Origin of the sequence: Labrenzia sp. THAF82, assembly GCF_009363435.1 — a bacterium.
GTDB lineage: Bacteria > Pseudomonadota > Alphaproteobacteria > Rhizobiales > Stappiaceae > Roseibium > Roseibium porphyridii.
Window position 1 is genome coordinate 1,045,743 of sequence record NZ_CP045354.1, and the last position, 21,821, is coordinate 1,067,563.

Genomic DNA, 21,821 nt, shown 5'->3' on the forward strand with positions numbered 1-21,821 from the left:
ACACATCAAAGAAATCGAGGAAAGCCCAAGGAGCTTCGCCGTATGGCCGGTCCAGAAACAATAAAAACGGTCAAGACAACCTGCCCCTATTGCGGGGTGGGTTGCGGCGTGCTTGCGCAAGTCAAGGAGGATGGATCGGTCGCCATTTCCGGTGATCCGGAACATCCGTCGAATTTCGGGCGTTTGTGTTCCAAAGGTTCAGCCCTGGGTGAAACGCTTTCTCTGGACGACCGACTGCTTTTTCCGGAAATCGAAGGTGCACAGGCAAGTTGGGACGAGGCCCTCGACCTGGTCGCAGACCGCTTCACCCAAGCTGTTCGGGAATATGGACCCGACAGCGTTGCCTTTTATGTATCAGGTCAAATTCTGACCGAGGACTATTACGTCGCAAACAAGTTGATGAAGGGGTTCATCGGCTCGGCCAATATCGACACGAATTCGCGCTTGTGCATGGCCTCTTCGGTCGCCGGTCATCGGCGTTCCTTTGGCAGCGACACGGTTCCAGGAACCTATGAGGATCTGGAATCCTGTGAGCTGCTTGTGCTGGTCGGGTCCAATCTTGCCTGGTGTCACCCTGTTCTGTTTCAGCGGGTCGAAGCAGCGAAAGCGGCCAATCCGCAGATGCGTGTCGTTGTGATTGATCCGAGAGAAACAGCAACTTGTGCCATCGCGGACTTGCATCTGGCGTTGAAGCCTGACTCTGACGTTGCCCTGTTCAACGGTCTGCTGGCATTCCTGTCAGAAGCCGGAGCGTTGAACCAGGCCTATATCAAGGCCCACACGAACGGCTTTGAGGACGCTCTGGCGTCGGCCGGTGCCTGCGAAATCAATCGAATTGCCGAGGCGACTGGGTTGGCACGGCGTGATCTGGCAACATTTTATACGATGGTCGCGCGCACGGAAAAAACCGTCACTGTCTATAGCCAGGGCGTCAATCAGTCCACCACCGGGACTGACAAAGTCAATGCGATCATCAACACCCATCTGGCGACAGGTCGCATCGGCAGAGCAGGCATGGGCCCTTTCTCGGTGACAGGGCAGCCCAATGCCATGGGTGGGCGTGAAGTTGGCGGTCTTGCCAACATGCTTGCATCGCATATGGCGATCGAGAACCCAAAGCACCGCGCGATAGTGCAGGATTTTTGGCAAAGCCCGGTCATCGCCGAAAAACCGGGTCTCAAGGCGGTTGATTTGTTCCGGGCGGCACGCAGCGGAAAGATCAAGGCTTTGTGGATCATGGCAACGAACCCGGTCGACAGCCTGCCGGACGCGGATAGCGTTACCGATGCGCTGAAAGCTTGTCCGTTCGTTGTGGTTTCCGATGTGACAAGAGCTGCAGATACGGTTGGGTATGCGAATGTGCTTCTGCCGGCCGCAGCGTGGGGCGAAAAAGACGGCACCGTTACAAATTCCGAACGGCGGATTTCAAGGCAGCGAAGCCTTCTTGACCTTCCTGGAGAAACCAGACCTGACTGGTGGCAGTTGAGTGAGGTTGCCTGTCGCATGGGCTTCAAAGAAGCCTTTGACTATTCAGGTCCGGATGCGATTTTTCGCGAACACGCTGCCCTTTCCGGGTACGAGAACCGGGGCAGTCGAGATTTTGATATCAGTGCTCTGGCTGGCCTTGCACTTTCGGAGTTTGACGGCCTGGAACCCGTGCAGTGGCCACAGCCGAGTGGGATGGGATCCGGCGAAGAAACGCGTTTTTTCGCAAACGGAAACTTCTACACGCCAGATCGCAAGGCAGCCTTTGTGGCAACAAAGGTCAAAGAACCACGCGAGACCGGACGCAGATTTCCTTTCGTGCTCAATACGGGCCGTATCCGTGATCAATGGCATACAATGACCCGGACCGGAAAGACACCACGCCTTGCCGCGCATATTGCAGAGCCTTACGTGGAAATTCATCCAGTGGATGCAAAACAATCCGGCATTGATGCCGCTGACCTTGTCGAGGTTAAAAGTCCATATGGAGCAGTCACAGTGCGTGCGCAGGTGACGGAAAAAGTCCAGAAAGGTACGGTTTTTGTGCCGATGCACTGGACGGATCAGGTTGCTTCACAGGCGCGGGTGGATGCCGTTGTTGCCCCTGAAACCGACCCTTTTTCGGGTCAACCGGGATCAAAATTCACACCAGTCGCAATTCGGAAAAAGCAGTATTCCTGGTATGGCTTCGCTGTCATGCGCAGCAGGCCGCAGGCGCTGGACGTTGATTATTGGGCGATCGCACCGACCAATGGCGGTTGGCGGATCGAGATGGCAGGAATTGAGCAGACCGACCTCACGGCTTTTTCCGAACGCCTCATGGGAAACGCAACAGAGCCGCTTCGCCTCGAAGATCGCAATGCAGGATACCTGCGCGTTGCAGGGTGGTGCGGAGATGACCTGGACGGGGCATTTTTCTTTTCAAAAGATCCAGTAGCCGTGTCGCGTCAATGGGCCTGCAGCCTGTTGGAGAGCCCGACCCTTTCCAGGGATCAGCGTTTCAAGGTTCTGGCGGGTCGTCCCCCTGCTGATATGCCCGACAAGGGCGCAATCGTGTGTTCCTGCTTCCAGGTCGGCAACAACCAGATTGCAGCTGCGGTCAAAGATGGTGCCGCCAGTTTAAGCGCCATTGGAGCTTGCCTGGAGGCCGGAACGAATTGCGGGTCATGCCGATCGGAGATCCAGGCGATCATAGATGGTTTCAGTAGGGAGATCTCGGAGGATGTCGACATTGCGCAGGCCGGTTGAAGTCGGATCCAAACGCCGGGCTGTCCGGGTCGAACCCCTGGCAAGTGTGCCTTTGTTTTTCTCCCTGGAAGGCAAGCGGGTTGTTCTCGCCGGTGGAACGGATGCCGCAGCCTGGAAGGCTGAACTGCTGGCTGCAGCGGGAGCTGAGGTTCACGTTTTCGCTGAGCAATTGGAACAGACATTCGAGCGGTTGCTTGAGGCCGGGAGTGTCAAAGGAGGTTTTGTTCACCACCAGACGTGCTGGTCGATGGACAGCTTTGAAGGTGCCAGTCTTGCGATAGCCGATGCGCGGTCGCAAGGCGAAGCGCAAGCATTTTTCTGCGCGGCAAAGGCTGCCGGTGTACCTGTAAACGTTATCGACAATCCGCCGTTTTGTCAGTTTCAGTTCGGATCGATCGTGAACAGATCGCCAGTTGTCATCGGCGTTTCAACCAATGGAGCAGCTCCCATCCTGGGGCAAGCTATTCGCAGGCGGATTGAAACTCTGTTGCCAGGCTCATTGCGAAATTGGGCCTTGCTGGCGCAACAAATCCGCGGTCGCGTCATGAAATCGCTATCAGCAGGTGCCGAACGCCGTCGTTTCTGGGAGCGTTTTGTGGATCTGGCGTTTTCATCCAGATCAGCCCCCGAGACAACGGACCTGGAAGAGTTCGATCCACTTCTCGACGAGGCCAGCCATGCAGGCCAGGGGCGCGTGACGCTGGTCGGTGCAGGACCGGGCGATGCCGAATATCTGACGTTGAAGGCGATGCGGGCCTTGCAGGCTGCCGATGTCATTTTGTTTGACGACCTGGTTGATGACGCCGTGCTGGAGCTCGCCCGCCGAGAGGCGAAACGCATGTTGGTCGGTAAGCGAGGCGGCCGGGAAAGTTGCCGGCAGGAGGACATCAACGATCTGATGGTTTCTCTGGCCCGGCAGGGAAAGAATGTGGTTCGGCTGAAGTCTGGCGACCCGATGATTTTCGGCCGGGCAGGTGAGGAACTTCAGCGCCTTTCTGACGAAGGAATTCCGGCCAGTGTTGTGCCAGGCATTACAGCTGCATCGGCAATGGCAGCTGAACTGGGCATTTCGCTGACTCATCGCGATCACGCGCAATCAGTTCGCTTCGTAACAGGGCATGCTCGGAATGGAAAACTGCCTGAAACCGTCGACTGGAAAGGTCTCACAGATCCGGCAACCACGACCGTGTTTTACATGGCCGGGCGAATGGCAGGCCGGATCACTGCGCGAATGATCGCAGAAGGTCTTTCATCGCGTACCCCTGTGAGGGTGATGGCCAATGTCTCCCGCCACAATGCGGCGTCTTGGTCAGGTTACCTTGCCAACTTGGCAGAAGGCGTCGAAAGTCTGCAGTCTTCAGGCCCGGTTCTCATTGCTGTGGGCGATGTCTTTGCGCAAACGTGCATTGAACAGGACACAATGCCTGAGCAACACGGCAAGGCGCTGACTGCAACCGCGTAAGGTCAGAATTTACATAAGATCATTCACGTCAATTGCCGACATTCCGGCTCTTTCAGCCGCAAGAAGCCCCTGTGGGCTGTCTTCGAAGACCAGACAGGCAGTTTCGGGAATCGCAAGTTTTTCGGCAGCCAAGAGAAACAAGTCTGGAGAGGGTTTGGCTCTGACGACGTCGTCCATTGTGACGACAGTTTTGAAAAGCGGAAACAAACCGGCTGCCTTCAATGCCGGAACCACAATGGCGTGCGGGCCTCCCGATGCCACTGCAACTGGCTTATGGACATGATACTCGCGGGCAATCGATGCGATGGCGGGGATTTCCTCAACCGTGTGCATTTGCTGAAGAACAGCCTTTCGGAGGTCGCGGACGGTTTGAGCGCGATCAAGGGTGACTTGCTTTTCCGCCTCGAATTCGTCCATCAGGACATGTTCTGACATGCCCGCGCGCACGTGATACCAGTCCAGATCCATCTCCAGCCCTGCCGCGCCAAAAGCGGCCTTCCAGCCAAGCGCATACAGATCCGGCGTCTTCAAGAGCGTTCCGTCGCAATCGAAAATCAGCGCCTCTGCTGCCTCGATCCGCGCTTCAATGTCCCGCATATCAGGTGCTTTCGATCAGGATTGCCCGGAAATCGTTCACATTGGTCAATGTTGGGCCCGTGACAATCTGGTCGTCGATCAGGTCAAAGAAACTATGGCTGTCATTGGCGGCCAGCATGTCTGCGGCATTGACGCCATTTTTTGATGCCTTTGACAACGTCTGTGGCCCGATGCGTGCTCCGGCAACATCCGCTGCACCGTCCACACCGTCCGTATCACAGGCTATTGCGTGAATGCCGGGCTGCTGGTTCAAAGCCAGTGCAAGTGCGAGTGCATATTCTGCATTAGGTCCGCCGATACCGTTGCCGCGGCGTGTAACGGTGCATTCTCCGCCTGAAAGCAGCAGCCGAGGTTTATCGCCAGGTGCGAGCTTTGCCTGCACTTCAAGGGAAAGGCTTGCATGTTCTTTTGCAAGATCACGTGCTTCGCCCTCAAGGGCATCGCCCAAAAGCGTTACATCAATTCCCTCTGCTTCCGCCTGTTCACTTGCCGCTTTCAGCGAGAGGGAAGGAGCGGCGACAATGATGTTTTCAGTCTTTGACAGCTTGGCCGCGCCTGCCGGCAATACGCCGGTCGGTGCCATCAGCACGTCGTCGATGGACTTGGGAAGAACGATGTTGTTGCTTGCCAAAATCGCCTTCGCATCTTCAGAACTGGTGTTGTCTCCAACTGTTGGACCCGATGCAATAAAGGCAGGGTCGTCGCCTGCGACGTCAGAAACGATCAATGAGATCATGCGGGCGGGGTAGGCAGCCGCCGCCAGTTGTCCGCCTTTGACACGGCTCACATGCTTTCTGACCGTGTTCATCTGGTCGATGGGCGCTCCGGAAGACAGGAGATCCTCATTGAGTTTCCTCAGGTCTTCGAGCGAAATCTCGCCAGCCGGATGTTCCAGCAATGCGGATGCACCACCTGAAATCAGGGCGATGACCCGATCACCCTCTTCAAGGCCGTCAAGGAGCTCCAGAAGCCTGGCCGTAGCGTCAAGACCACGCTGGTCCGGGACCGGATGAGACGCCTCGACGATCTCTATTCCCGCGCAAGGCCTTGCATAGCCATCGCGTGTAATGACAAGTCCATCAACTGGTCCCCACGCTGTTTCAAGCGCTTCCGCCATACGCGCAGAGGCTTTTCCGGCGCCAACTACCAACAACCGACCGGAGGGTTTTTCCGGTAGGTGTTTTGGAACGCAGACCATCGGATCGGCCGCCGCGACGGCAACATCGAACAGGCGCTTCAAGAGCGCTTCAGGGTTTTGTGTCATGATCAGATTCCGAGGCTGGATTGGCGTTTGATCAGTTCGACGTCGTAGCGTTTGGTGTCGGGCGGACGTACGCCATCCACAATCCACGCCAGCATGGCGTCTGCCGCGTGTTCTCCGAACGCTCCGGTGTCGCACCGTATAGAACTGAGACGGGGATAGACAAGCGAACTTTCTTCAATGTCGTCGAAACCGATGAGCTTGAAATCATCTCCAACGCGCACTCCAGCTTCAGCAAAACCGGACAGCATGCCGAGTGCCACCAGATCGCTGAAGCATATGGCAGCATCGATTTCCGGGTGCTTTGCAGCAATCTCCAGTGCGATTTCACGGCCGAAAGCTCTCGAAGGGCGGCCATAGAAAGTTTCGAGCGGAAGGCCTCGCGCTTTCATGACATTGCAGTACCCCGACATGCGTTCCAGAGTGATCGGACGTTCTTCCAGGCCTCCGACGAAGGCAATTTTCCGACACCCTGCGTCAATCAGGTGGTTTGTTGCCAACGCTCCACCGTCAACATAGTTGTGCGAAGCGAATGGAAAGACGCCGGTTCTCTCATCGATCTGCCTGAGGACCTGAAGCGTTGGTATGCCGGCGCGCTGAATGGCGTCAAAGGCCGATCCGCCCGCGTCATAGGCGGGAGAAATCACGAAAGCCGAGACGCCATGCTCGATCATCGAAGCGATCACCTGGGATTGGATCTCAGGGTCTTCGTCGGTGTTGGCAACAACGGTCGAATAGCCCTTGCGCGCAAAAGTCATCTGAGCTGAGGCCGCGAACTCGGTGAAGAACGGATTTCGCAAGTCGTTGATGATCAATCCCACCAGGCCCGATGCCGCGCCGCGCAAACCTGCTGCTGACCTGTTGTAGACATAGCCGAGATCCTCGATGGCGCGGGTGACATCGTCACGGGTCGACTTCTTAACCGACGGAGAATTCTGCAAAACGAGCGATACGGTCGATTTTGATACGCCGGCGTGTTTTGCGACATCCAGGATCGTCGGTCTTTTCTTCATTCGCCTTCCAAAGCTGATCAACCCACGCCGTGAAGCTTTAGCAACAGTCGCATTCGTTCCACGGCTATATCAGGCTTTGACAACAATCGCGCCTTGTCTGCAAGCCGAAAAACCTCGGCATAATGCGCAATTTCACGCGAAGACTGAAACCCGGCAGGCATGATGAAGTGGTTCTGGGCATCGTTCAGCCATGCCAGAAAAGCAATTCCCGCTTTATAGAAGCGGGTTGGTGCTTTGAACAATTCGCGGCTGAGCGGAACCGTTGGTGCGAAAAGTGCGTGGTAGGTTTCAAGATCATTTTCAGCAAGCGCTTCCAGCGCCTGGCTCGCCACTGGCGCAATAGCCGCGAATGCACCCAGAAGCGCGTGGGAATGGTGCGTTCCATCGCCCTCAATCAACGGAGCATAGTTGAAATCATCACCGGTATAGAGACGAACGCCTTCGGGTAGCCGTGCACGAAAACCTTCTTCATGCGCCTGGTCCAGCAGTGAAATCTTGATGCCGTCAACCTTGGACCTGTTTGCATTGATAATCTGAAGAACGAGGTCTGATGCCGCGTCGACATCGTCACTGCCCCAATACCCTTTCAACGCAGGGTCAAACATGTCGCCCAGCCAGTGAAGAACCACCGGACTGGACGCTTGCTCAAGCAGCGCGCCATAGGTTTCAGCATAATCGTCGGCACCGGCACCGATGGCGGGAAAAGCTCGTGATGCCATCAAAATGACTTGCCCGCCTGCCGCCTCAATCGCTTCCATCTGCTCGCAATAGGCCGCTTGAATGTCGCGGAGTGTTGCCAGCTCTTCCGGCGCTTTCTGGTCCGTCCCGGCCCCACAGGCGACACGGGGCTTCATCGGATGTGCCTTGGCTTCTCGCATGGTGCGTTCGATCAGTTCTTTTGCCGTTGGCCAGTCAACGCCCATGCCGCGCTGTGCCGTATCCATGGCCTCTGCCAGTCCAAGGCCCTGGTCCCACAACCAGTGGCGGAAGCGCAGTGTGTTTTCCCAGTCCACCGCAGGAGATCCCTCCCAAGGGTCGCGTTCAGCAAGCGGGTCGGAAACCACATGGGCGGCTGCAAACGCGGTACGGGTCAGCGCGGTTCGAGGGGCTCTTGGCGTCAGAGCATCGCCTGTCGGCGAATAAGCTTCGAGCGTGTTTTCGTAAGTCGGAAGGTTCAGCATCTGCGGCTCCGAATTTAGTTGGAAGCTGCTTAGGCCGGGACCGGAATGTCCAGCACCAGAATGCCGTCTATTCCGCCAACAGCGTTGGCGACCAGCTTGGCTCCGAGAGCCTTGTGGTCGGGATGGATCTGATATCGTTCCAGTGCGTCCCAGTCATCGAAGTCGACCACAAAACCGTGCATGTAACCGCGTTCAATCTTTTCCGGGCTCTCGCTGCGTCCGGACGTGATGTCGCGGATGCCCGACACCTGCTTTTCGATCTCACGGAGCTCCTGAAAGAGCCCCGCAACAGTCTCTTCCGTTACTTCCGGATTGAATTTGATTAGTACGATATGGCGGATCATGTTTTGCTTCCGTGATCTTGGCGGATCATATCGGAGGCTTTTTCACCGATCATGATGGCCGCGGCATTGGTGTTGGACGAAATGACATTCGGCATGATGGAGGCGTCGACAACACGCAATTGGTCGATGCCGTTGAACCGCAGCCGCGGGTCTACGACAGCCTGGTCGTCAATGCCCATCCGGCATGTTCCGGCTGGATGGTGGGACGTCTTGGAGTGTTCGCAGATGAAGTGAAAATAATCCTCATCGCTTTTGATATCTGGGCCGGGAAGTCGCTCTGCCTTTATGAACGGTTTCAACGGCTCCTGTGCCAGGATTTCCTGTGTGAGCCTGAGCCCTCGGATCGACATCTCGCGATCTTGCGGGTCTTGCAGGTAGTTCGGGTCGATCAGAGGCTCATCTGAGGGGTCTGAACTGCGGAGCCGGACGGTTCCGCGCGAGCGTGGTCGCAGGTAGCACGAATTGAGCGTTACGCCGCCGTCCGGCATTGCCGCGACGCCGGATTCGATGCCGGTGCCAAGACCAAGGTGAAACTGAAGATCCGGCGAGCGTGCTTCCGGGTCTGCGTACCAGAAGCCTCCCGTTTCAAAGAGACTGGAGGATACCGGCCCACGCCGCGTGAAGATGTATTGCAGTCCGGCAAGCACTGACAGATGCGGTTTGGCGAAACGGTCATAAGTGTGCGGGCCGCTGACCTCGCAGATGCAATAAAGATCCAGATGATCCTGAAGGTTCGCACCAACTGAAGGACAATCGAGAACGACATCGATTCCAAGATCATGCAACTCCGCCGCCGGGCCAATGCCCGAAAGCTGAAGAAGACGCGGTGAACCGATAGAACCGGAAGAAAGGATGACTTCCACGTTTGCCGTGAGCCGGGTGCCGTCGACCAGTTCCACGCCCGTTGCCTTGCCGCTCTCCACAATGATCCGGTGAACATTTGCACTGGTGCGCACATGGAGATTGGAACGATCTTTGTTGGGAGCGAGATAAGCCATTGCAGCCGAAGACCGGCGCGCATTTTTCTGGGTCAACTGGTAGTAGGCAACTCCGTCCTGTGTCTCGCCGGTTACATCCTCGTTCTTGGGAATGCCCAGCTTGGCCGCCGCTTCGAAATAGGCTTCGCAAATCGGAAGAGGTGCACATGGCTTCGAAACACCGAGCGGTCCACCCTTGCCGTGATAGCGGTTGTCATAGGTGTCGTTGTCTTCAGCTTTCCGGTAGTAAGGCAGGACATCGTCATAGCCCCAACCTTCACATCCAAGCTGGCGCCATTCGTCATAGTCACGCGCATTTCCACGCGTGTAGATCTGAGCATTGATTGCAGACCCGCCACCAATCACTTTGGCTTGTGTGTAGCGGAAGACCCGATCGTTCATGTGCTTTTGCGGCACGGTGTGCCACCCCCAAGAACCGATGCCCTTGGTCATTTTCGCAAAGCCGGCCGGCAAGTGATAAAATGGGTGCCGGTCACGTCCTCCCGCCTCCAGCAGAAGCACCTGGATGTTCGGATCCTCGGTCAGTCGGGCCGCAACAACCGACCCTGCGCTCCCGCCACCGATAATGATGAAGTCGTAGCCGTTTTCCATTGTCATCTCTCAAAGGCGTGGGATTGAAAGTCCGCCGTCAACTTTGATAGTCGTGCCTGTCGCGTATGCCATTTGCCCTTGCGCCAGCGGAACGATCGCAGAACCGATATCTTCCGGCTGCCCCCATCGCCGGGCAGGCACAAGGCCGTCATTGATGCGCGATGTATATTTGTCTTTCACACCGGCAGTCATCGGGCTTTCAATGATGCCTGGCTGTATCTGGAAGACGCCGATCCCGTGTGGTGCCATCCTTGCGGTAAAAAGGTCCGCCATCATCGCAGCGCCGGCCTTCGACACACAGTATTCTGCGCGTTCTATGGAGACCATTTCAGCACTGACAGAGGTCACGAAGATCAAGGATCGGTATGCCTCTGAATGCCCTGCAAGCATGCGCCGCGCCACCTCCTGCGCCAGAAAGAAAGCGCCACGCAGGTTTACGCCCAGAACGAAATCGAAACTGTCCGGTTGAACTTCAAGCAGGTCCCCGCGTGTTTTGGCCGGAACACCCGCATTTGAGACAAGTGTCGTGATGGCGCCGAGTTCGTTTTCGATGCGGTCGAGTATGGCAGCGTGACCAGCTATTTCTTGCAGATCGTGACGATAGTACCGAGCGGCAGAACCGAGTTGATCCAGGGCTTTGGTTACGTCCTGATCTTCCGGCTCGACCTGGGCAAGAATTGCGACCTGATAACCGTCCTCGACGAGCGCTTCGCAAATGCCAAGTCCAATCCCTCTTTGTCCGCCTGTTACGAGCGCTGTCTTGGTCATGCCGCCATATCCTTTTCAATTATTTTGGCGGTACGAAGGGCAAGGGCAGCAACCGTGAGAGCCGGGTTGACAGCAGCCGAAGTCGGCAGGGCTGCTGCGTCTGCCACAAAAAGGTTCGGGTGGTCCCAGGAACGGCAATCAGGATCAAGAACGGATGTTTCCGGATCGCTTCCCAATCGCACTGTGCCGCATTGATGCGATGGCACTCTTCCGTCGAAGAGGCGCGTCAGAATGATCGGAAAGCCTGCCTTTCGAAGCGTTGCCTTCGTTTTGGCGACAAGTTTGGTGTGCGCGGTCATGTTCGACCGCCGCCAGCGCAGTTGGATCTTGCCATCCTTCAAAACCACGCGGCTTTCAGGATCCGGCAGATCTTCTGAGATAAGATAAAGGTCCAATGCGTGGTGCGACACCCAGCGGGCGGCGAACATCGGCAATTGAGGTGCCTGGATCTTCAAGATGTCGGGTGTGACCCTCCCAAGAAGCTGCACGTTGCCGAGCGGTTTCCCCTCTGACCCATCGGACAGATACCAGTCATTGATGCCAAAGGTTTTTTGGTAGACAGCGTCGTTTCGAAATCTGGGATCGACGGCGATCACCGCTGTTGCGTTGTGGTTCATGAAGCAGCGGCCGACGTAGCCGGAGCTGTTGGCAACACCTGACCGCAACAGCATCGCTGCTGACTGAACTGCCCCTGCACAAAGGACGACATAAGCCGGCTTCAGGGACGTTTCTGTTCCGTCCTTGCGATAGGTTACAGAGGCAATACGCCTTGAGCCTGGTTCCACGTCCAGCCGCGTCACTTCAGCTCCCGTGTTCAGTTCAACATTGTGATAGGAAAGAGCTTCCGAAAGCGCACAGGTTTCGGCATCCATCTTGCCGCATCTAACGTCCGGATAGCCGTCCCAGCCGGTTTCGCCGGCCTTGAGCCAGCGGTCGATGTCAATGCCGAGCGGCAGGCTGAAGGGTTTGGTGTCTGCATTCTCCAGACGCTGACGCGCGACCTTGATCGCGGGTTCATCAGGGACAGGCGGAAAAGGATAATCAGACGTGTGCGGAGGTTCTGTGCCATCTGAGCGGCGGTCGCCACGCACATTGTAGAGCGCTTCTGCGGCATCATACCAGGGGGCCAGCTCATCGTAGCCGAATGGCCAGGCCGGAGACACACCGTCAAAGTGTTCCAGCTCACCGAAATCTTCTTGCCGGTAGCGGATCAGAACAGCGCCGTAGAGTTTGGAATTCCCGCCGACGTTATAATAGTTGCCTGGCTCAAACGGTTTTTCGTCGGCGTCCAGCCAGGTCTCATCGGACCGAAAGGCACTGTTGGTATAGATCCGCCAGGGATCACGCGTTGGCGCATCGTCAGGTATGTGATGTCCGCGTTCCAGAATTGTGATGCGTGCACCCGACGGCGCCAGACCGGCGGCAAGGGACGCACCGCCCATGCCGCTGCCGATGATGACGATGTCCGGTGCGTTTGTCATTTGTCAGGCGATCCGGTTTTCGGTCTGCGGATCGAAGGCAACCGCCTTTTCCATGTTGAATGCGAACGGGAAGACATCACCTGCATTCACGGCAACGTCGGCACGGAAGCGTCCGGTCACGTCCTTGCCGCCAATCTGGCTGACGACAAAGGTATCGGACCCTGCCGGTTCCGTGACCTCGACAGGCGCTTCGACAATGTGCACCGCTTGTGAATTACGATCCGCGCCGTCCTTGTCGGTAATCGCTTCTGGCCGGATACCGAGAATAATGTCGCGTCCGATACTGGAGGTCAGTGCATCCTTGGCAAATGGCACTGCTGCAGTCTTGCCGTCGGCCAGCTTGATTTCAGCAGCAGGTTTGCCTTCGCCGGAAACAACTTTGGCCGGAAAGAGGTTCATGGATGGAGATCCCATGAAGCCGGCAACAAACATGTTTGCCGGATTGTCGTAAATTTCCTTCGGTGTTCCGAGCTGCTGCACATACCCGCCGAACATGACCGCGATCCGGGTTGAAAGTGTCAGCGCCTCGATCTGATCGTGGGTCACGTAGACGATGGTTGTTCCGAGCTTTTGGTGAAGCTTCTTGATTTCGGTGCGCATGTCGACACGCAGCTTGGCATCAAGGTTGGACAGCGGTTCGTCGAACAAAAAGACATCCGGCTCGCGCACAAGCGCCCGACCCATGGCAACACGTTGACGCTGACCACCGGAGAGCTGGCCGGGTTTGCGGTCAAGCAGGTGGCTGATCTGCAGAAGATCAGAGACCTGGTCGATCCGCTTCTCGCGTTCAGGTTTCTGGATGCCGTGCATTTCCATGCCGAAGGAGATGTTTCCCCGCACAGTCATGTTCGGATAGAGCGCGTAGGACTGAAACACCATCGCGATGTTGCGGTCCGCAGGTTTGACGCCGTTCATGCTTTTGCCGCGTATGGCAATTTCGCCTGATGTGATGTCCTCAAGCCCGGCAATCATGTTGAGCAGGGTGGACTTGCCGCAGCCTGACGGCCCGACGAGCACGAGGAACTCACCTTCTTCCACCGAAATGTCGGTTTCGTGAAGAACCTGGAGGGAACCATAGGACTTGGTCGCCTGTTTGATGTCGAGAAAGCCCATTGTTTTATCCTTTTACTGAGCCAGCCATCAGACCGCGGACGAAGTAGCGTCCCGCCACGATGTAGACGAGGAGTGTTGGCAGCGCGGCCATGATCGCGCCTGCAAAATGGACGTTGTATTCCTTCACCCCGGTTGAAGACTGCACCAGGTTGTTCAGGGCAACGGTCATCGGTTGGCTGTCGAAGTCGGAGAAAGACGCTCCGAACAGGAAGTCGTTCCAGATATTGGTGAACTGCCAAATGATGCAGACAACCGCGATCGGACCGGATGAGGGCAACAAAATGCGCCAGAAGATGCGGAAGAAACCGGCACCATCGATTTGTGCGGCACGGACAAGTTCTGTCGGGAAGGCCGCATAGTAGTTGCGGAAGTAAAGCGTCGAGAACCCGATGCCGTAGACAAAATGAACGAAGATCAGTCCGGGCACCGAACCGGCCAGTCCCATCAGCCCAAGCATGCGTGCCATCGGGATCAGAACCATCTGGAACGGGATGAAGCAGCCGAAGAGAAGCAGGCCGAAAAGGACCGTGGAACCCTTGAAGGCCCATTTGGTCAAGACATAACCGTTCAATGCGCCGACGAGCGTCGACAAGGCAACAGCCGGAACGACCATGATGATGGAGTTGAGGAAGTAAGGGCGCAAACCCGTTGCCTCAACTCCGACCTGCGCACTTGACCAGGCGCTGAACCAGGGTGCTGCCGTCCATTCCTGCGGCAACGCCATCATGCCGCCTGCGGTAATTTCTGACAGCGGTTTGAGTGAGTTTACCACCATCACGTAGAGCGGCAGGAGGTAGTAGATGCAAAATAGCAGAAGCAGGACATAAAGAATTATGCGGCCTGCACTGAACGAAGTGGTTTTGGCTGCGGTCGACATTACTTTTTCTCCCGCAGTTCCGACCAGAGATACGGCACGATGATCGCCGCAATTGTCATCAGCATGATCACCGCGGAGGCTGCACCGATGCCCATCTGGTTTCGTGTGAATGTGTAGGAATACATAAAGGTTGCAGGCAGCTCGGTTGCCGTGCCAGGACCGCCGCCTGTCAGCGCGATGACGAGGTCGTAGGACTTGATCGCCATGTGGGCGAGGACGACGAAGGCTGACATGAAAGCGGGTCGCAGCTGCGGGATGACGATCCGGCGGTAGAGCGCAAATGTCGAAGCGCCGTCAATTTGGGCGGCCTTCATCATTTCACTGTCGATGCCGCGCAGACCGGCAAGAAACATTGCCATGACAAAACCGGATGTCTGCCAGACCGCGGCGATCACGATCGTATAGATCGCCATTTCACGGTCCTTGATCCAGTTGAACTCAAAACTGGTCCAGCCCCAGCCCTGGACCACGGCCTCGATGCCTATTCCCGGGTCGAGAAACCATTTCCAGGCAACACCTGTCACGATGAAGCTGAGCGCCATCGGATAAAGATAAATGGTTCGAATGAACCCTTCTGCGCGGATGCGCTGGTCGAGCAGGATGGCAAGCAGAAGGCCGAGCACGCAGCAGATGATAATGTAGAGCGAACCGAAGATGACAAGGTTCCAGACGGCTGTATCCCAAGCCCGGATCCGGAACAGGTTTTCAAAGTTTTGCCAGCCGACCCAACCGAAAGAGGGCAGAATACGGCTGTCGGTGAAGGACAGATACAGCGTGAAGAAGATGAACCCGTAGACGAAGATCGCAACGATCGCGACAGTCGGACTCAGGACGAGTTTGGGCAGTGCATCACGCAGTCTGTCAACAACGGAACCTCTCGGGTTCGCCGTTTCAGAAATAGACATTGTCAGTCCCCGGTCCCGTGCGAGAGCGGTGACTTATCACCGCTCTCAAGGGCAGATTATTTGTTGATTTGTACTGCGGTCACGAGTTCTTCAACGGCAGTGGCGCTGTCGTATTCGCCGTTGAAATGTGCCGTGATGACATCATACATGGCGTTCTTCACAGCTGCCGGATTCGCATGGCCATGGGCCATTGAGCCATAAAGGTTGCCGCTGTCAGCAGCAGCTTTCAGATCCGCCATGCCTTTTTTGCCGCAAGCGTCAAATGCCTCGTCGGAGACGTCCGTGCGTGCCGGAACGGACCCTTTGACCACGTTGAACGCTGACTGGAAGCTTGGGGACAGGATCGCAGTTGCAAGTGCAGCCTGTTCCTTGCCGACTTCCTTGCCCTGCGCAAACATTGCAAACTGGTCGGCATTGAATGTGACCTGATCCTGCGTGCCCGGGAAGCGGAAGCACAGGAAGTCCGTGTCTGGTTTCTTGTCCGCGTTCAGGAATTCACCCTTGGCCCAGTCGCCCATCATCTGGAAAGCGGCATCGCCGTTGATCACCATGGCTGTTGCCAGGTTCCAGTCGCGGCCGGAAAAGTTGTCGTCCACGTAGGAGCGGATCACCGCCATCCGGTCGAAGGATTCTTTCATTGTGTCCGAACCGAGGGCTTCCTCGTCGAGATCGATGAAGGCTTTCTTGTAGAATTCCGGACCACCGGTCGACATTGCAACCGCGTCAAATACCGTTGCGTCCTGCCATGCCTGGCCGCCATGAGCGATCGCGGTCTTGCCGGATGCCTTCACTTTTTCAAGCGCAGCAACAAACTCGTCCCAGGTGGTTGGGACGGCAATGCCGAGATCGTCCAGAATTGCCTTGTTGGCCCATACCCAGTTGGTGGAGTGCACGTTGACCGGTGCGGATACCCACTTTCCGTCGTGCTTGGCAAATTGCTGAAGAGCTTCGGGTACCACGTCATCCCAACCTTCCAGGCCTGCCTGAATGTTGAGGTCGGCCAGTGCGCCTTCACCTGCCCAGTCAAGAATGTCGAAGCCGAGCATTTGAACTGCGGTGGGCGGGTTGCCAGATGTGACGCGGGCACGCAGCACGGTCATGGCCTGGGTTCCGCCGCCGCCGGCAACCGGCATGTCCTGCCAGCCAATGCCCTGGCCTTGCAAATCTTCTTTCAGAACGTTGAGCGCGGCTGCTTCGCCGCCGGATGTCCACCAGTGCAGAACTTCAACATCTTCTGCCTGAGCGGTTGTGCTTGCTGCCATCAGGGCGGCAGCCGCTGTCATCATGGTCAATTTACGCATGGTATTCCTCCCTTTGCGTGCCAATAGGCGTTTCGGATTGCGGGTGTCCATCAGTCCGATGATTACGCAACGTCTATTGTAACGTTGCAAACCTGATCTCTGTCAATGGCTTTTCGATTTTGTTTCGGAAATAGTTTTGTTCTTTTTTTACATACTATTATAAGAAATTTTGAAAATTTATGCTGGGTGAAATTTTTTTGTTGTAACGTTTTAAATGCGTTGATTAGACTTGTTTTGATTTCTGCGCTACAAGGCTTGGGGTGAGTTGAACGGGCATGCCGCGAAAGAATTTGGTTTCCAAAGAAGAAAATGCCGCCGGCGCTGTGTCGCGTCCGACCCTGCGCACAGTTGCTGCGGAGGCAGGTCTTGCGGTCACCACTGTCTCCCGCGCGCTTGCCGAAGATCCCAGGATCGCTGAAGCGACCCGCAAGAGGGTTGCGGACGTTGCCAGCAAACAGGGCTACGTTCCGAACCGTGCGGCGCAGCGACTGCGCACCGGGCGCACGAAAGTCATCAGTCTCTTGCTCAACACCCGGCACGAGTTTCTCAGTTTCACGTCCGAGTTTCTCGGCGGCATGAGTGAGGGACTGCAGGGTACCGGATATGCCTTCAACATCACGGCCGACAGCCTTGGGGGCGACCGGCTTGATGCAATCCGCCAGATACGGCGTCACGCGCTGGCGGATGCTATTGTGTTTACGCGTACCGAGTGTTTCGATGACCGCGTTCGATATCTGCTCGAGCATGACTTTCCGTTTGTCAGCCACGGCAGGACGGATTTCACCACGCCACATCCCTTTGTCGACTTCGACAACGAGGCTTTCGTGCGCCTGGCAATCGAGCGCCTCGTCCAAAAGGGGCGTCAGCATATTTGTATTGTCATGCCGAATGAGCGGTACACGTTTGGACAACACTTGCGCTTTGGCGCCCGGCAGGCGGTAATTTCCTGCGGTGCCCGGCTCACGATCCCCGAGGGCGTCGATCTTGACAGCGAGCCGGACGAGATTGCCGCGACACTGCGCGCGCTTCACGCCGGACCGGACGCGCCGGACGGATATGTCTGCGTTGGTGAAGTGATGGCGTTGATCACGCTTGCCGGTCTGAATGACATGGGTTTGACCCCTGGACAGGAAGTCGACCTTGTCGCCAAGCGTGCTTCGCCGATTTCCAATCATTTTCGTCCGCGCATCGAGACGGTGGACGAAGACCTTCGTGCCACGGGACGCGCGATGGCTGAAGTTCTTCTGGCTCGGATCGACGGCAGGCCAATGGAGGAGATGCAGGTTCTCCTCAAGCCCCAAGGGCCGTTTTCGATTTCCGGCTGAGTGCCTCATCAGGATACCCATGGTGCGCGCGAACGACCGATCCGCATGGTTACGGTCTTGGCTTCAAGAAATTCCTCAAGGCCGTATTTGCCAAGTTCCCGTCCCTGACCGCTTTCCTTCACGCCGCCAAACGGCAGCTCGGAGAATCCGTCCATCCAGGTGTTGGTCCAGACAGTCCCGGCCTGAGCTTGGCGCGCGAATTCCAGGCAGGTGTGAACGTTCTCACTCCAAACGCCTGCCGAAAGCCCGTAGTCAGCATCGTTGACCAGCTCAATGGCCTCATCGAGGGTCTTGAAGGTCAGAACGGACAGGACGGGCCCGAATACCTCATCTCGTGCAATCGGCATGTTGCTCCGAACATTGGAGACGACCGTCGGCTGGTAGAACTGTCCCTTCAGGCCGGGAACGGCCAAAACCTCTCCTCCCAGTTCAATTGACGCTCCGGATTGGGCAGCTTCCTGAACATATCTGTCGATCTTGTTTTGATGTTCAGGGGTGATGATCGCGCCGACTTTGGTCGATGGGTCCAATGGATCGCCGAAAGGCACCTGCCGCGACAGCGCGACCGTTCGCCTTGTGAATTCCTCGGCAATATCCTCGTGCACGATGATCCGGGAGCCGGAATTGCAGCACTCGCCGGCATTGAAATAGACGCCAAACACCACGGCATCGACCGCGCTGTCGAGGTCCGCGTCCGGGAAAATGACTTGCGGGTTCTTTCCGCCAAGTTCCAGCGAAACCTTTTTCAAGGAGCTTGAAGCAGCGCTTACAATGGCTTTGCCGACCGCTGTCGAGCCGGTGAAGGTCACCATGTCGACCCGTTTGTCTGTGGTCATTGCAGCGCCAACGGGGTCACCGTAGCCAAGGACTATGTTGACGACACCGGCGGGCAATCCCGCTTCCAGGAGAAGTTCGCCGAGGATCACGGTGGTTGCAGGTGTCATTTCGGAAGGCTTGATGACAGCCGTGCAGCCTGCGGCAAGCGCAAACGGCAATTTCTGCGTGACAATAAGGAATGGAAAGTTCCAGGGTGTGATGATTGAGACGACCCCAATCGGTTCCTTCAGAACGAGACCCAGAAAGTCGTTTCCAAGCGAATTGTAACTCTCGCCATGGAGTGTCCGCGCGAGGGAAGCTGCATAGCGCCAGATATCGGCAGCGCCTTCTATTTCGGCTTTTGCCTGGCTGATCGGTTTGCCAGACTCAAGCGTTTCCATGAGGGCGATCCGGTCGCGTTCACGGTCGATCAGATCCGCCACCTTGAGCAGCAGTGTTGCTCGTTCCTTGCCGGAAGTTCTTGACCAGCGGCCCTTGTCGAAAGCGAGGCGAGCCGCAGAGATAGCGGCATCAACGTCTCTGGCACTGCCTTTGCTGGCAAGCGTGACAACGCTGCCATGAGATGGTGAGATTCTTTCAAAGGTCGCGCCGTCAGCGCTGGCTTGCCAGGAACCGTCAATCAGGTGGCGGGCAACAAATGCTTCGCTCGGGATCTGTGTTTCGCTGATGGAGACAACGTTCAATTCGCTCATGACTGGTTTCCGGAAAAATTCGGTTTGCGCTTTTCACGAAAGGCCGTGACGCCTTCGTTGCGATCTTCGGTCGGGCTGATCATGCCAGCGCCGAGGGTCTCGATCATTGCGTCGCGATCTTCGCCAACGGCCGCATGGATCATGTATTTTGCCACTTCGTTTGCATGTGGCGACCTGGTCGAAAGCTTCTGGGCACATTCGAAGGCGGCAGCGCGCGGATCTTCGGCTATCTCTGCTGCAAAGCCTATTGAATATGCGCGCTCTGCAGAGATGCGACGCCCGAAAAGAGCCATCTCCTTCACCACTGACTCGCTGAGCAGACGGATCAGCCTCTGGGTTCCAGACCAGCCCGGGACAATCCCGACCGATGCCTCGGGAAGCGCCAGTGTTGCACCAGGCGCCATGATGCGAATGTCTGCGGTTGCCGCAAATTCAAGACCACCGCCAAATGCGTGTGCACCGACTGCGGCAATTGTGGGTTTCGACAACCGAGCCAGGCGATCGAACACACGGTGCCCTTCGCGCACCCAGTGTCGCGCAAAATCATAAGGAGAAAGCTCAGACCATTCCAAAATGTCGGCACCGGCGCAGAAGGCCTTGCTGTCAGCTGCACTGATGACAACAGCAAGAATGTCCGGATCGCGCTCCAGTTCATCGCAGAATGGTTCTACTGCCCGCAACATCTCCAACGTGAACGCGTTGAGCTTTCCCGGATTGTCCAGTTTCAGTTCGGCAATCGGGCCGTGACGAGTGAGGTGCAACGCGCTCAAAGGCTCAGCTCCATCGCTTCGCTTTGCAAGAGAGCCTTTGGCATTTCCCTCAGGCTGTTGGCGAGGCGCACGCGGCCCTTTGAAGCATCGACGATGTCGCGTTCGGGATTGATGCCCGGCATGATTTCCGTCGCCATCAGACCGCTATTCGTCAACTCGATTACACAACGTTCAGTGACATAGAGAACTTCTTGCCCCTGTTCGCGTGCTCTGCGGCCGGAGAATGTGACATGCTCGACCTCATCCACCATCTTGGTGAATTTTCCGGGAGACTTGACCGTCAGCGCGTCATTGCTCAGCTCCAGGTCCGCTCCCGCTTCAAATAGCCCGGAAAAGACTATCTTGCGGGCATGCGCGGTGATGTCGACAAAGCCGCCGCAGCCGGCCGTCAGGTAGGGTTTCTTGCCGAGCTTGGAAACATTCACGTTGCCTTCCAGGTCGATCTCGAGAAACGACAGAAACGAGACGTCAAACCCGCCGCCCTGAAAGTAGGTGAATTGCTGAGGCGAGGGCATGTAGGCATCAGCGTTCGATGCGCAACCGAAAGCGAAACCGGTCAGGGGCATTCCACCGGTCGCGCCTTGTTCGATGGCCCAGGTGACGGCCTGCTCCTGACCGGCTTCCAGCAGGACGCGCGGGACCATGGCGGAAATGCCAAAGCCGAGATTGGCCGTTTGTCCTGAGCTCAGTTCCATGGCCGCCCGGCGTGCTACAATCTTTTCAACACCGTGCTCTGCGAGTGAAAAACTCGACCATGGCCGCATGATTTCGCCGGAAATCGCCGGATCATACTCGGTTTCGGTTGTCTGGCGCTGGTCCGGGTCGACAACGATCAAATCCACCAGATGACCTGGAACCCGCACATCATGTGGGCGCAAAGACCCGGCGGCCGTGATCCGCTTAACCTGTGCGATGACGAGGCCTCCGTGGTTGCGCACGGCAATCGCCTGCTCAAGGCCACCAAGATATGCCCCTTCATGTTCATAGGTCAGATTGCCGCGTTCATCTGCGGTGGTGGCGCGAATGATTGCGACGTCGGGAACAATGTTGGGAAAATGAAGCCAGGTTTCGCCCCCAAGTTCCAGGCGCGAGACGATTGGCTCTTTGCTTGCCGCGTCGTTCATGGCGCAGCCCTGCCGCGTGGGGTCGACAAATGTGTCCAGCCCAATTTTCGTAAGCACGCCAGGGCGCCGGGCAGCAACGTCTCGATGCATGTCAAACAGGATGCCGGAGGGAACGTTGTAAGCAGCGACCCGGTCTTCGACAAGCATTTGCCAGATCAGCGGCATCGGCAGAGACGACGGCCCTGAGGGATATGATCCTGCTATGATGGTGGACAGCAAGCCGTCTTTGGCTATGTGATCGATGCCCTTGATGCCATACATGTCACCGGCTGCGATCGGATGCAGCGTCGTGAGGTTTCTCGGGTGCCCTTCCTGATCAAACCGGTTGCCGATTGCCTCCAGTATCTTGTCGGGACACCCGAGGCCGGAGGAGGAGGAAACGGTCACGACAGCGCCATCGGAGATCCGGGCGGCTGCATCTTCCATGGAGACGACTTTCGAGGACATG

18 protein-coding genes are annotated in these 21,821 nt (G+C 56.7%); 3 read left to right on the forward strand and 15 right to left on the reverse strand.

From position 1 onward, the window contains the following. Window positions 1-42: 42 nt before the first annotated feature. Window positions 43-2,733: a nitrate reductase gene (locus FIV00_RS05095; RefSeq protein WP_152499733.1), complete on the forward strand. Its 2,691-nt coding sequence runs from the start codon at window positions 43-45 to the stop codon at window positions 2,731-2,733. Continuing rightward, window positions 2,708-4,195: a siroheme synthase CysG gene (cysG, locus tag FIV00_RS05100; protein WP_152499734.1), complete on the forward strand. Its 1,488-nt coding sequence runs from the start codon at window positions 2,708-2,710 to the stop codon at window positions 4,193-4,195. The genes FIV00_RS05095 and cysG overlap by 26 nt, the downstream gene beginning before the upstream one ends. 9 nt (window positions 4,196-4,204) lie before the next feature. On the opposite strand, the gene FIV00_RS05105 is transcribed toward cysG, so the two are convergent. Genes FIV00_RS05105 through FIV00_RS05160 form a run of 12 tightly spaced genes read right to left on the reverse strand, consistent with a single transcriptional unit; the run spans window position 4,205 to window position 16,625 of the window. Then, a complete protein-coding gene (locus tag FIV00_RS05105; protein WP_152499735.1) occupies window positions 4,205-4,792 on the reverse strand; it encodes an HAD family phosphatase in 588 nt (195 codons plus the stop codon). A 1-nt stretch (window position 4,793) separates the two neighbouring features. After that, window positions 4,794-6,056 (reverse strand): glycerate kinase, encoded by a 1,263-nt coding sequence (locus tag FIV00_RS05110; RefSeq protein ID WP_152499736.1) that lies wholly within the window; start codon window positions 6,054-6,056, stop codon window positions 4,794-4,796. 2 nt (window positions 6,057-6,058) lie between these two features. Next, complete coding sequence (locus tag FIV00_RS05115; RefSeq protein WP_152499737.1) at window positions 6,059-7,066, reverse strand: LacI family DNA-binding transcriptional regulator; 1,008 nt, start codon at window positions 7,064-7,066, stop codon at window positions 6,059-6,061. A 17-nt stretch (window positions 7,067-7,083) separates the two neighbouring features. Then, window positions 7,084-8,247 carry a dihydrodipicolinate synthase family protein gene (locus FIV00_RS05120; RefSeq protein WP_152499738.1) on the reverse strand — a complete coding sequence of 388 codons (1,164 nt, stop codon included), beginning with the start codon at window positions 8,245-8,247 and terminating at the stop codon, window positions 7,084-7,086. Between the two features lie 29 nt (window positions 8,248-8,276). Further along, window positions 8,277-8,591, reverse strand: coding sequence for a Dabb family protein (locus FIV00_RS05125; RefSeq protein ID WP_152499739.1), 315 nt, complete (start codon window positions 8,589-8,591; stop codon window positions 8,277-8,279). Beyond that, window positions 8,588-10,180: a GMC family oxidoreductase gene (locus FIV00_RS05130; RefSeq protein WP_152499740.1), complete on the reverse strand. Its 1,593-nt coding sequence runs from the start codon at window positions 10,178-10,180 to the stop codon at window positions 8,588-8,590. The genes FIV00_RS05125 and FIV00_RS05130 overlap by 4 nt, the downstream gene beginning before the upstream one ends. 9 nt (window positions 10,181-10,189) lie before the next feature. Next, complete coding sequence (locus FIV00_RS05135) at window positions 10,190-10,948, reverse strand: 3-ketoacyl-ACP reductase (RefSeq protein WP_152499741.1); 759 nt, start codon at window positions 10,946-10,948, stop codon at window positions 10,190-10,192. After that, on the reverse strand, window positions 10,945-12,429 hold the full coding sequence (locus tag FIV00_RS05140; RefSeq protein WP_152499742.1) for a GMC oxidoreductase: 1,485 nt from the start codon (window positions 12,427-12,429) through the stop codon (window positions 10,945-10,947). The genes FIV00_RS05135 and FIV00_RS05140 overlap by 4 nt, the downstream gene beginning before the upstream one ends. Window positions 12,430-12,432: 3 nt before the next feature. Continuing rightward, complete coding sequence (locus tag FIV00_RS05145) at window positions 12,433-13,542, reverse strand: ABC transporter ATP-binding protein (protein WP_152499743.1); 1,110 nt, start codon at window positions 13,540-13,542, stop codon at window positions 12,433-12,435. 4 nt (window positions 13,543-13,546) lie between these two features. Further along, window positions 13,547-14,419: a carbohydrate ABC transporter permease gene (locus FIV00_RS05150; RefSeq protein WP_152499744.1), complete on the reverse strand. Its 873-nt coding sequence runs from the start codon at window positions 14,417-14,419 to the stop codon at window positions 13,547-13,549. Continuing rightward, window positions 14,419-15,324 (reverse strand): carbohydrate ABC transporter permease, encoded by a 906-nt coding sequence (locus FIV00_RS05155; RefSeq protein WP_173005891.1) that lies wholly within the window; start codon window positions 15,322-15,324, stop codon window positions 14,419-14,421. Before FIV00_RS05155 ends, FIV00_RS05150 begins: the two co-directional genes overlap by 1 nt. Before the next feature lie 56 nt (window positions 15,325-15,380). After that, complete coding sequence (locus FIV00_RS05160; RefSeq protein WP_152499745.1) at window positions 15,381-16,625, reverse strand: ABC transporter substrate-binding protein; 1,245 nt, start codon at window positions 16,623-16,625, stop codon at window positions 15,381-15,383. A gap of 275 nt (window positions 16,626-16,900) precedes the next feature. On the opposite strand from FIV00_RS05160, the gene FIV00_RS05165 reads away from it, so the two are divergent. Continuing rightward, window positions 16,901-17,950, forward strand: a complete 1,050-nt coding sequence (locus FIV00_RS05165; protein ID WP_152499746.1) for a LacI family transcriptional regulator — start codon at window positions 16,901-16,903, stop codon at window positions 17,948-17,950. A gap of 8 nt (window positions 17,951-17,958) precedes the next feature. On the opposite strand, the gene FIV00_RS05170 is transcribed toward FIV00_RS05165, so the two are convergent. From FIV00_RS05170 to FIV00_RS05180, 3 genes are read right to left on the reverse strand one after another with little or no spacing between them, the layout of a single operon-like run. After that, window positions 17,959-19,479 carry an aldehyde dehydrogenase family protein gene (locus tag FIV00_RS05170; protein WP_152499747.1) on the reverse strand — a complete coding sequence of 507 codons (1,521 nt, stop codon included), beginning with the start codon at window positions 19,477-19,479 and terminating at the stop codon, window positions 17,959-17,961. Next, window positions 19,476-20,249, reverse strand: a complete 774-nt coding sequence (locus FIV00_RS05175) for an enoyl-CoA hydratase/isomerase family protein (protein ID WP_152499748.1) — start codon at window positions 20,247-20,249, stop codon at window positions 19,476-19,478. Before FIV00_RS05175 ends, FIV00_RS05170 begins: the two co-directional genes overlap by 4 nt. Further along, window positions 20,246-21,820, reverse strand: coding sequence for an acyl CoA:acetate/3-ketoacid CoA transferase (locus FIV00_RS05180; protein WP_152499749.1), 1,575 nt, complete (start codon window positions 21,818-21,820; stop codon window positions 20,246-20,248). Before FIV00_RS05180 ends, FIV00_RS05175 begins: the two co-directional genes overlap by 4 nt. Window position 21,821: the final 1 nt, after the last annotated feature.

What these genes read in the sequence shown, in the direction of transcription:
- FIV00_RS05115 (WP_152499737.1), bottom strand. Translation starts at nt 7,066, where the DNA reads ATGAAGAAAAGACCGACGATCCTGGATGTCGCAAAACACGCCGGCGTA.
- FIV00_RS05160 (WP_152499745.1), bottom strand. Translation starts at nt 16,625, where the DNA reads ATGCGTAAATTGACCATGATGACAGCGGCTGCCGCCCTGATGGCAGCA.
- FIV00_RS05135 (WP_152499741.1), bottom strand. Translation starts at nt 10,948, where the DNA reads ATGACCAAGACAGCGCTCGTAACAGGCGGACAAAGAGGGATTGGACTT.
- FIV00_RS05105 (WP_152499735.1), bottom strand. Translation starts at nt 4,792, where the DNA reads ATGCGGGACATTGAAGCGCGGATCGAGGCAGCAGAGGCGCTGATTTTC.
- FIV00_RS05165 (WP_152499746.1), top strand. Translation starts at nt 16,901, where the DNA reads ATGCCGCGAAAGAATTTGGTTTCCAAAGAAGAAAATGCCGCCGGCGCT.
- FIV00_RS05145 (WP_152499743.1), bottom strand. Translation starts at nt 13,542, where the DNA reads ATGGGCTTTCTCGACATCAAACAGGCGACCAAGTCCTATGGTTCCCTC.
- FIV00_RS05130 (WP_152499740.1), bottom strand. Translation starts at nt 10,180, where the DNA reads ATGGAAAACGGCTACGACTTCATCATTATCGGTGGCGGGAGCGCAGGG.
- FIV00_RS05180 (WP_152499749.1), bottom strand. Translation starts at nt 21,820, where the DNA reads ATGTCCTCGAAAGTCGTCTCCATGGAAGATGCAGCCGCCCGGATCTCC.
- FIV00_RS05155 (WP_173005891.1), bottom strand. Translation starts at nt 15,324, where the DNA reads ATGTCTATTTCTGAAACGGCGAACCCGAGAGGTTCCGTTGTTGACAGA.
- FIV00_RS05140 (WP_152499742.1), bottom strand. Translation starts at nt 12,429, where the DNA reads ATGACAAACGCACCGGACATCGTCATCATCGGCAGCGGCATGGGCGGT.
- FIV00_RS05110 (WP_152499736.1), bottom strand. Translation starts at nt 6,056, where the DNA reads ATGACACAAAACCCTGAAGCGCTCTTGAAGCGCCTGTTCGATGTTGCC.
- FIV00_RS05125 (WP_152499739.1), bottom strand. Translation starts at nt 8,591, where the DNA reads ATGATCCGCCATATCGTACTAATCAAATTCAATCCGGAAGTAACGGAA.
- FIV00_RS05120 (WP_152499738.1), bottom strand. Translation starts at nt 8,247, where the DNA reads ATGCTGAACCTTCCGACTTACGAAAACACGCTCGAAGCTTATTCGCCG.
- cysG (WP_152499734.1), top strand. Translation starts at nt 2,708, where the DNA reads ATGTCGACATTGCGCAGGCCGGTTGAAGTCGGATCCAAACGCCGGGCT.
- FIV00_RS05150 (WP_152499744.1), bottom strand. Translation starts at nt 14,419, where the DNA reads ATGTCGACCGCAGCCAAAACCACTTCGTTCAGTGCAGGCCGCATAATT.
- FIV00_RS05170 (WP_152499747.1), bottom strand. Translation starts at nt 19,479, where the DNA reads ATGAGCGAATTGAACGTTGTCTCCATCAGCGAAACACAGATCCCGAGC.
- FIV00_RS05095 (WP_152499733.1), top strand. Translation starts at nt 43, where the DNA reads ATGGCCGGTCCAGAAACAATAAAAACGGTCAAGACAACCTGCCCCTAT.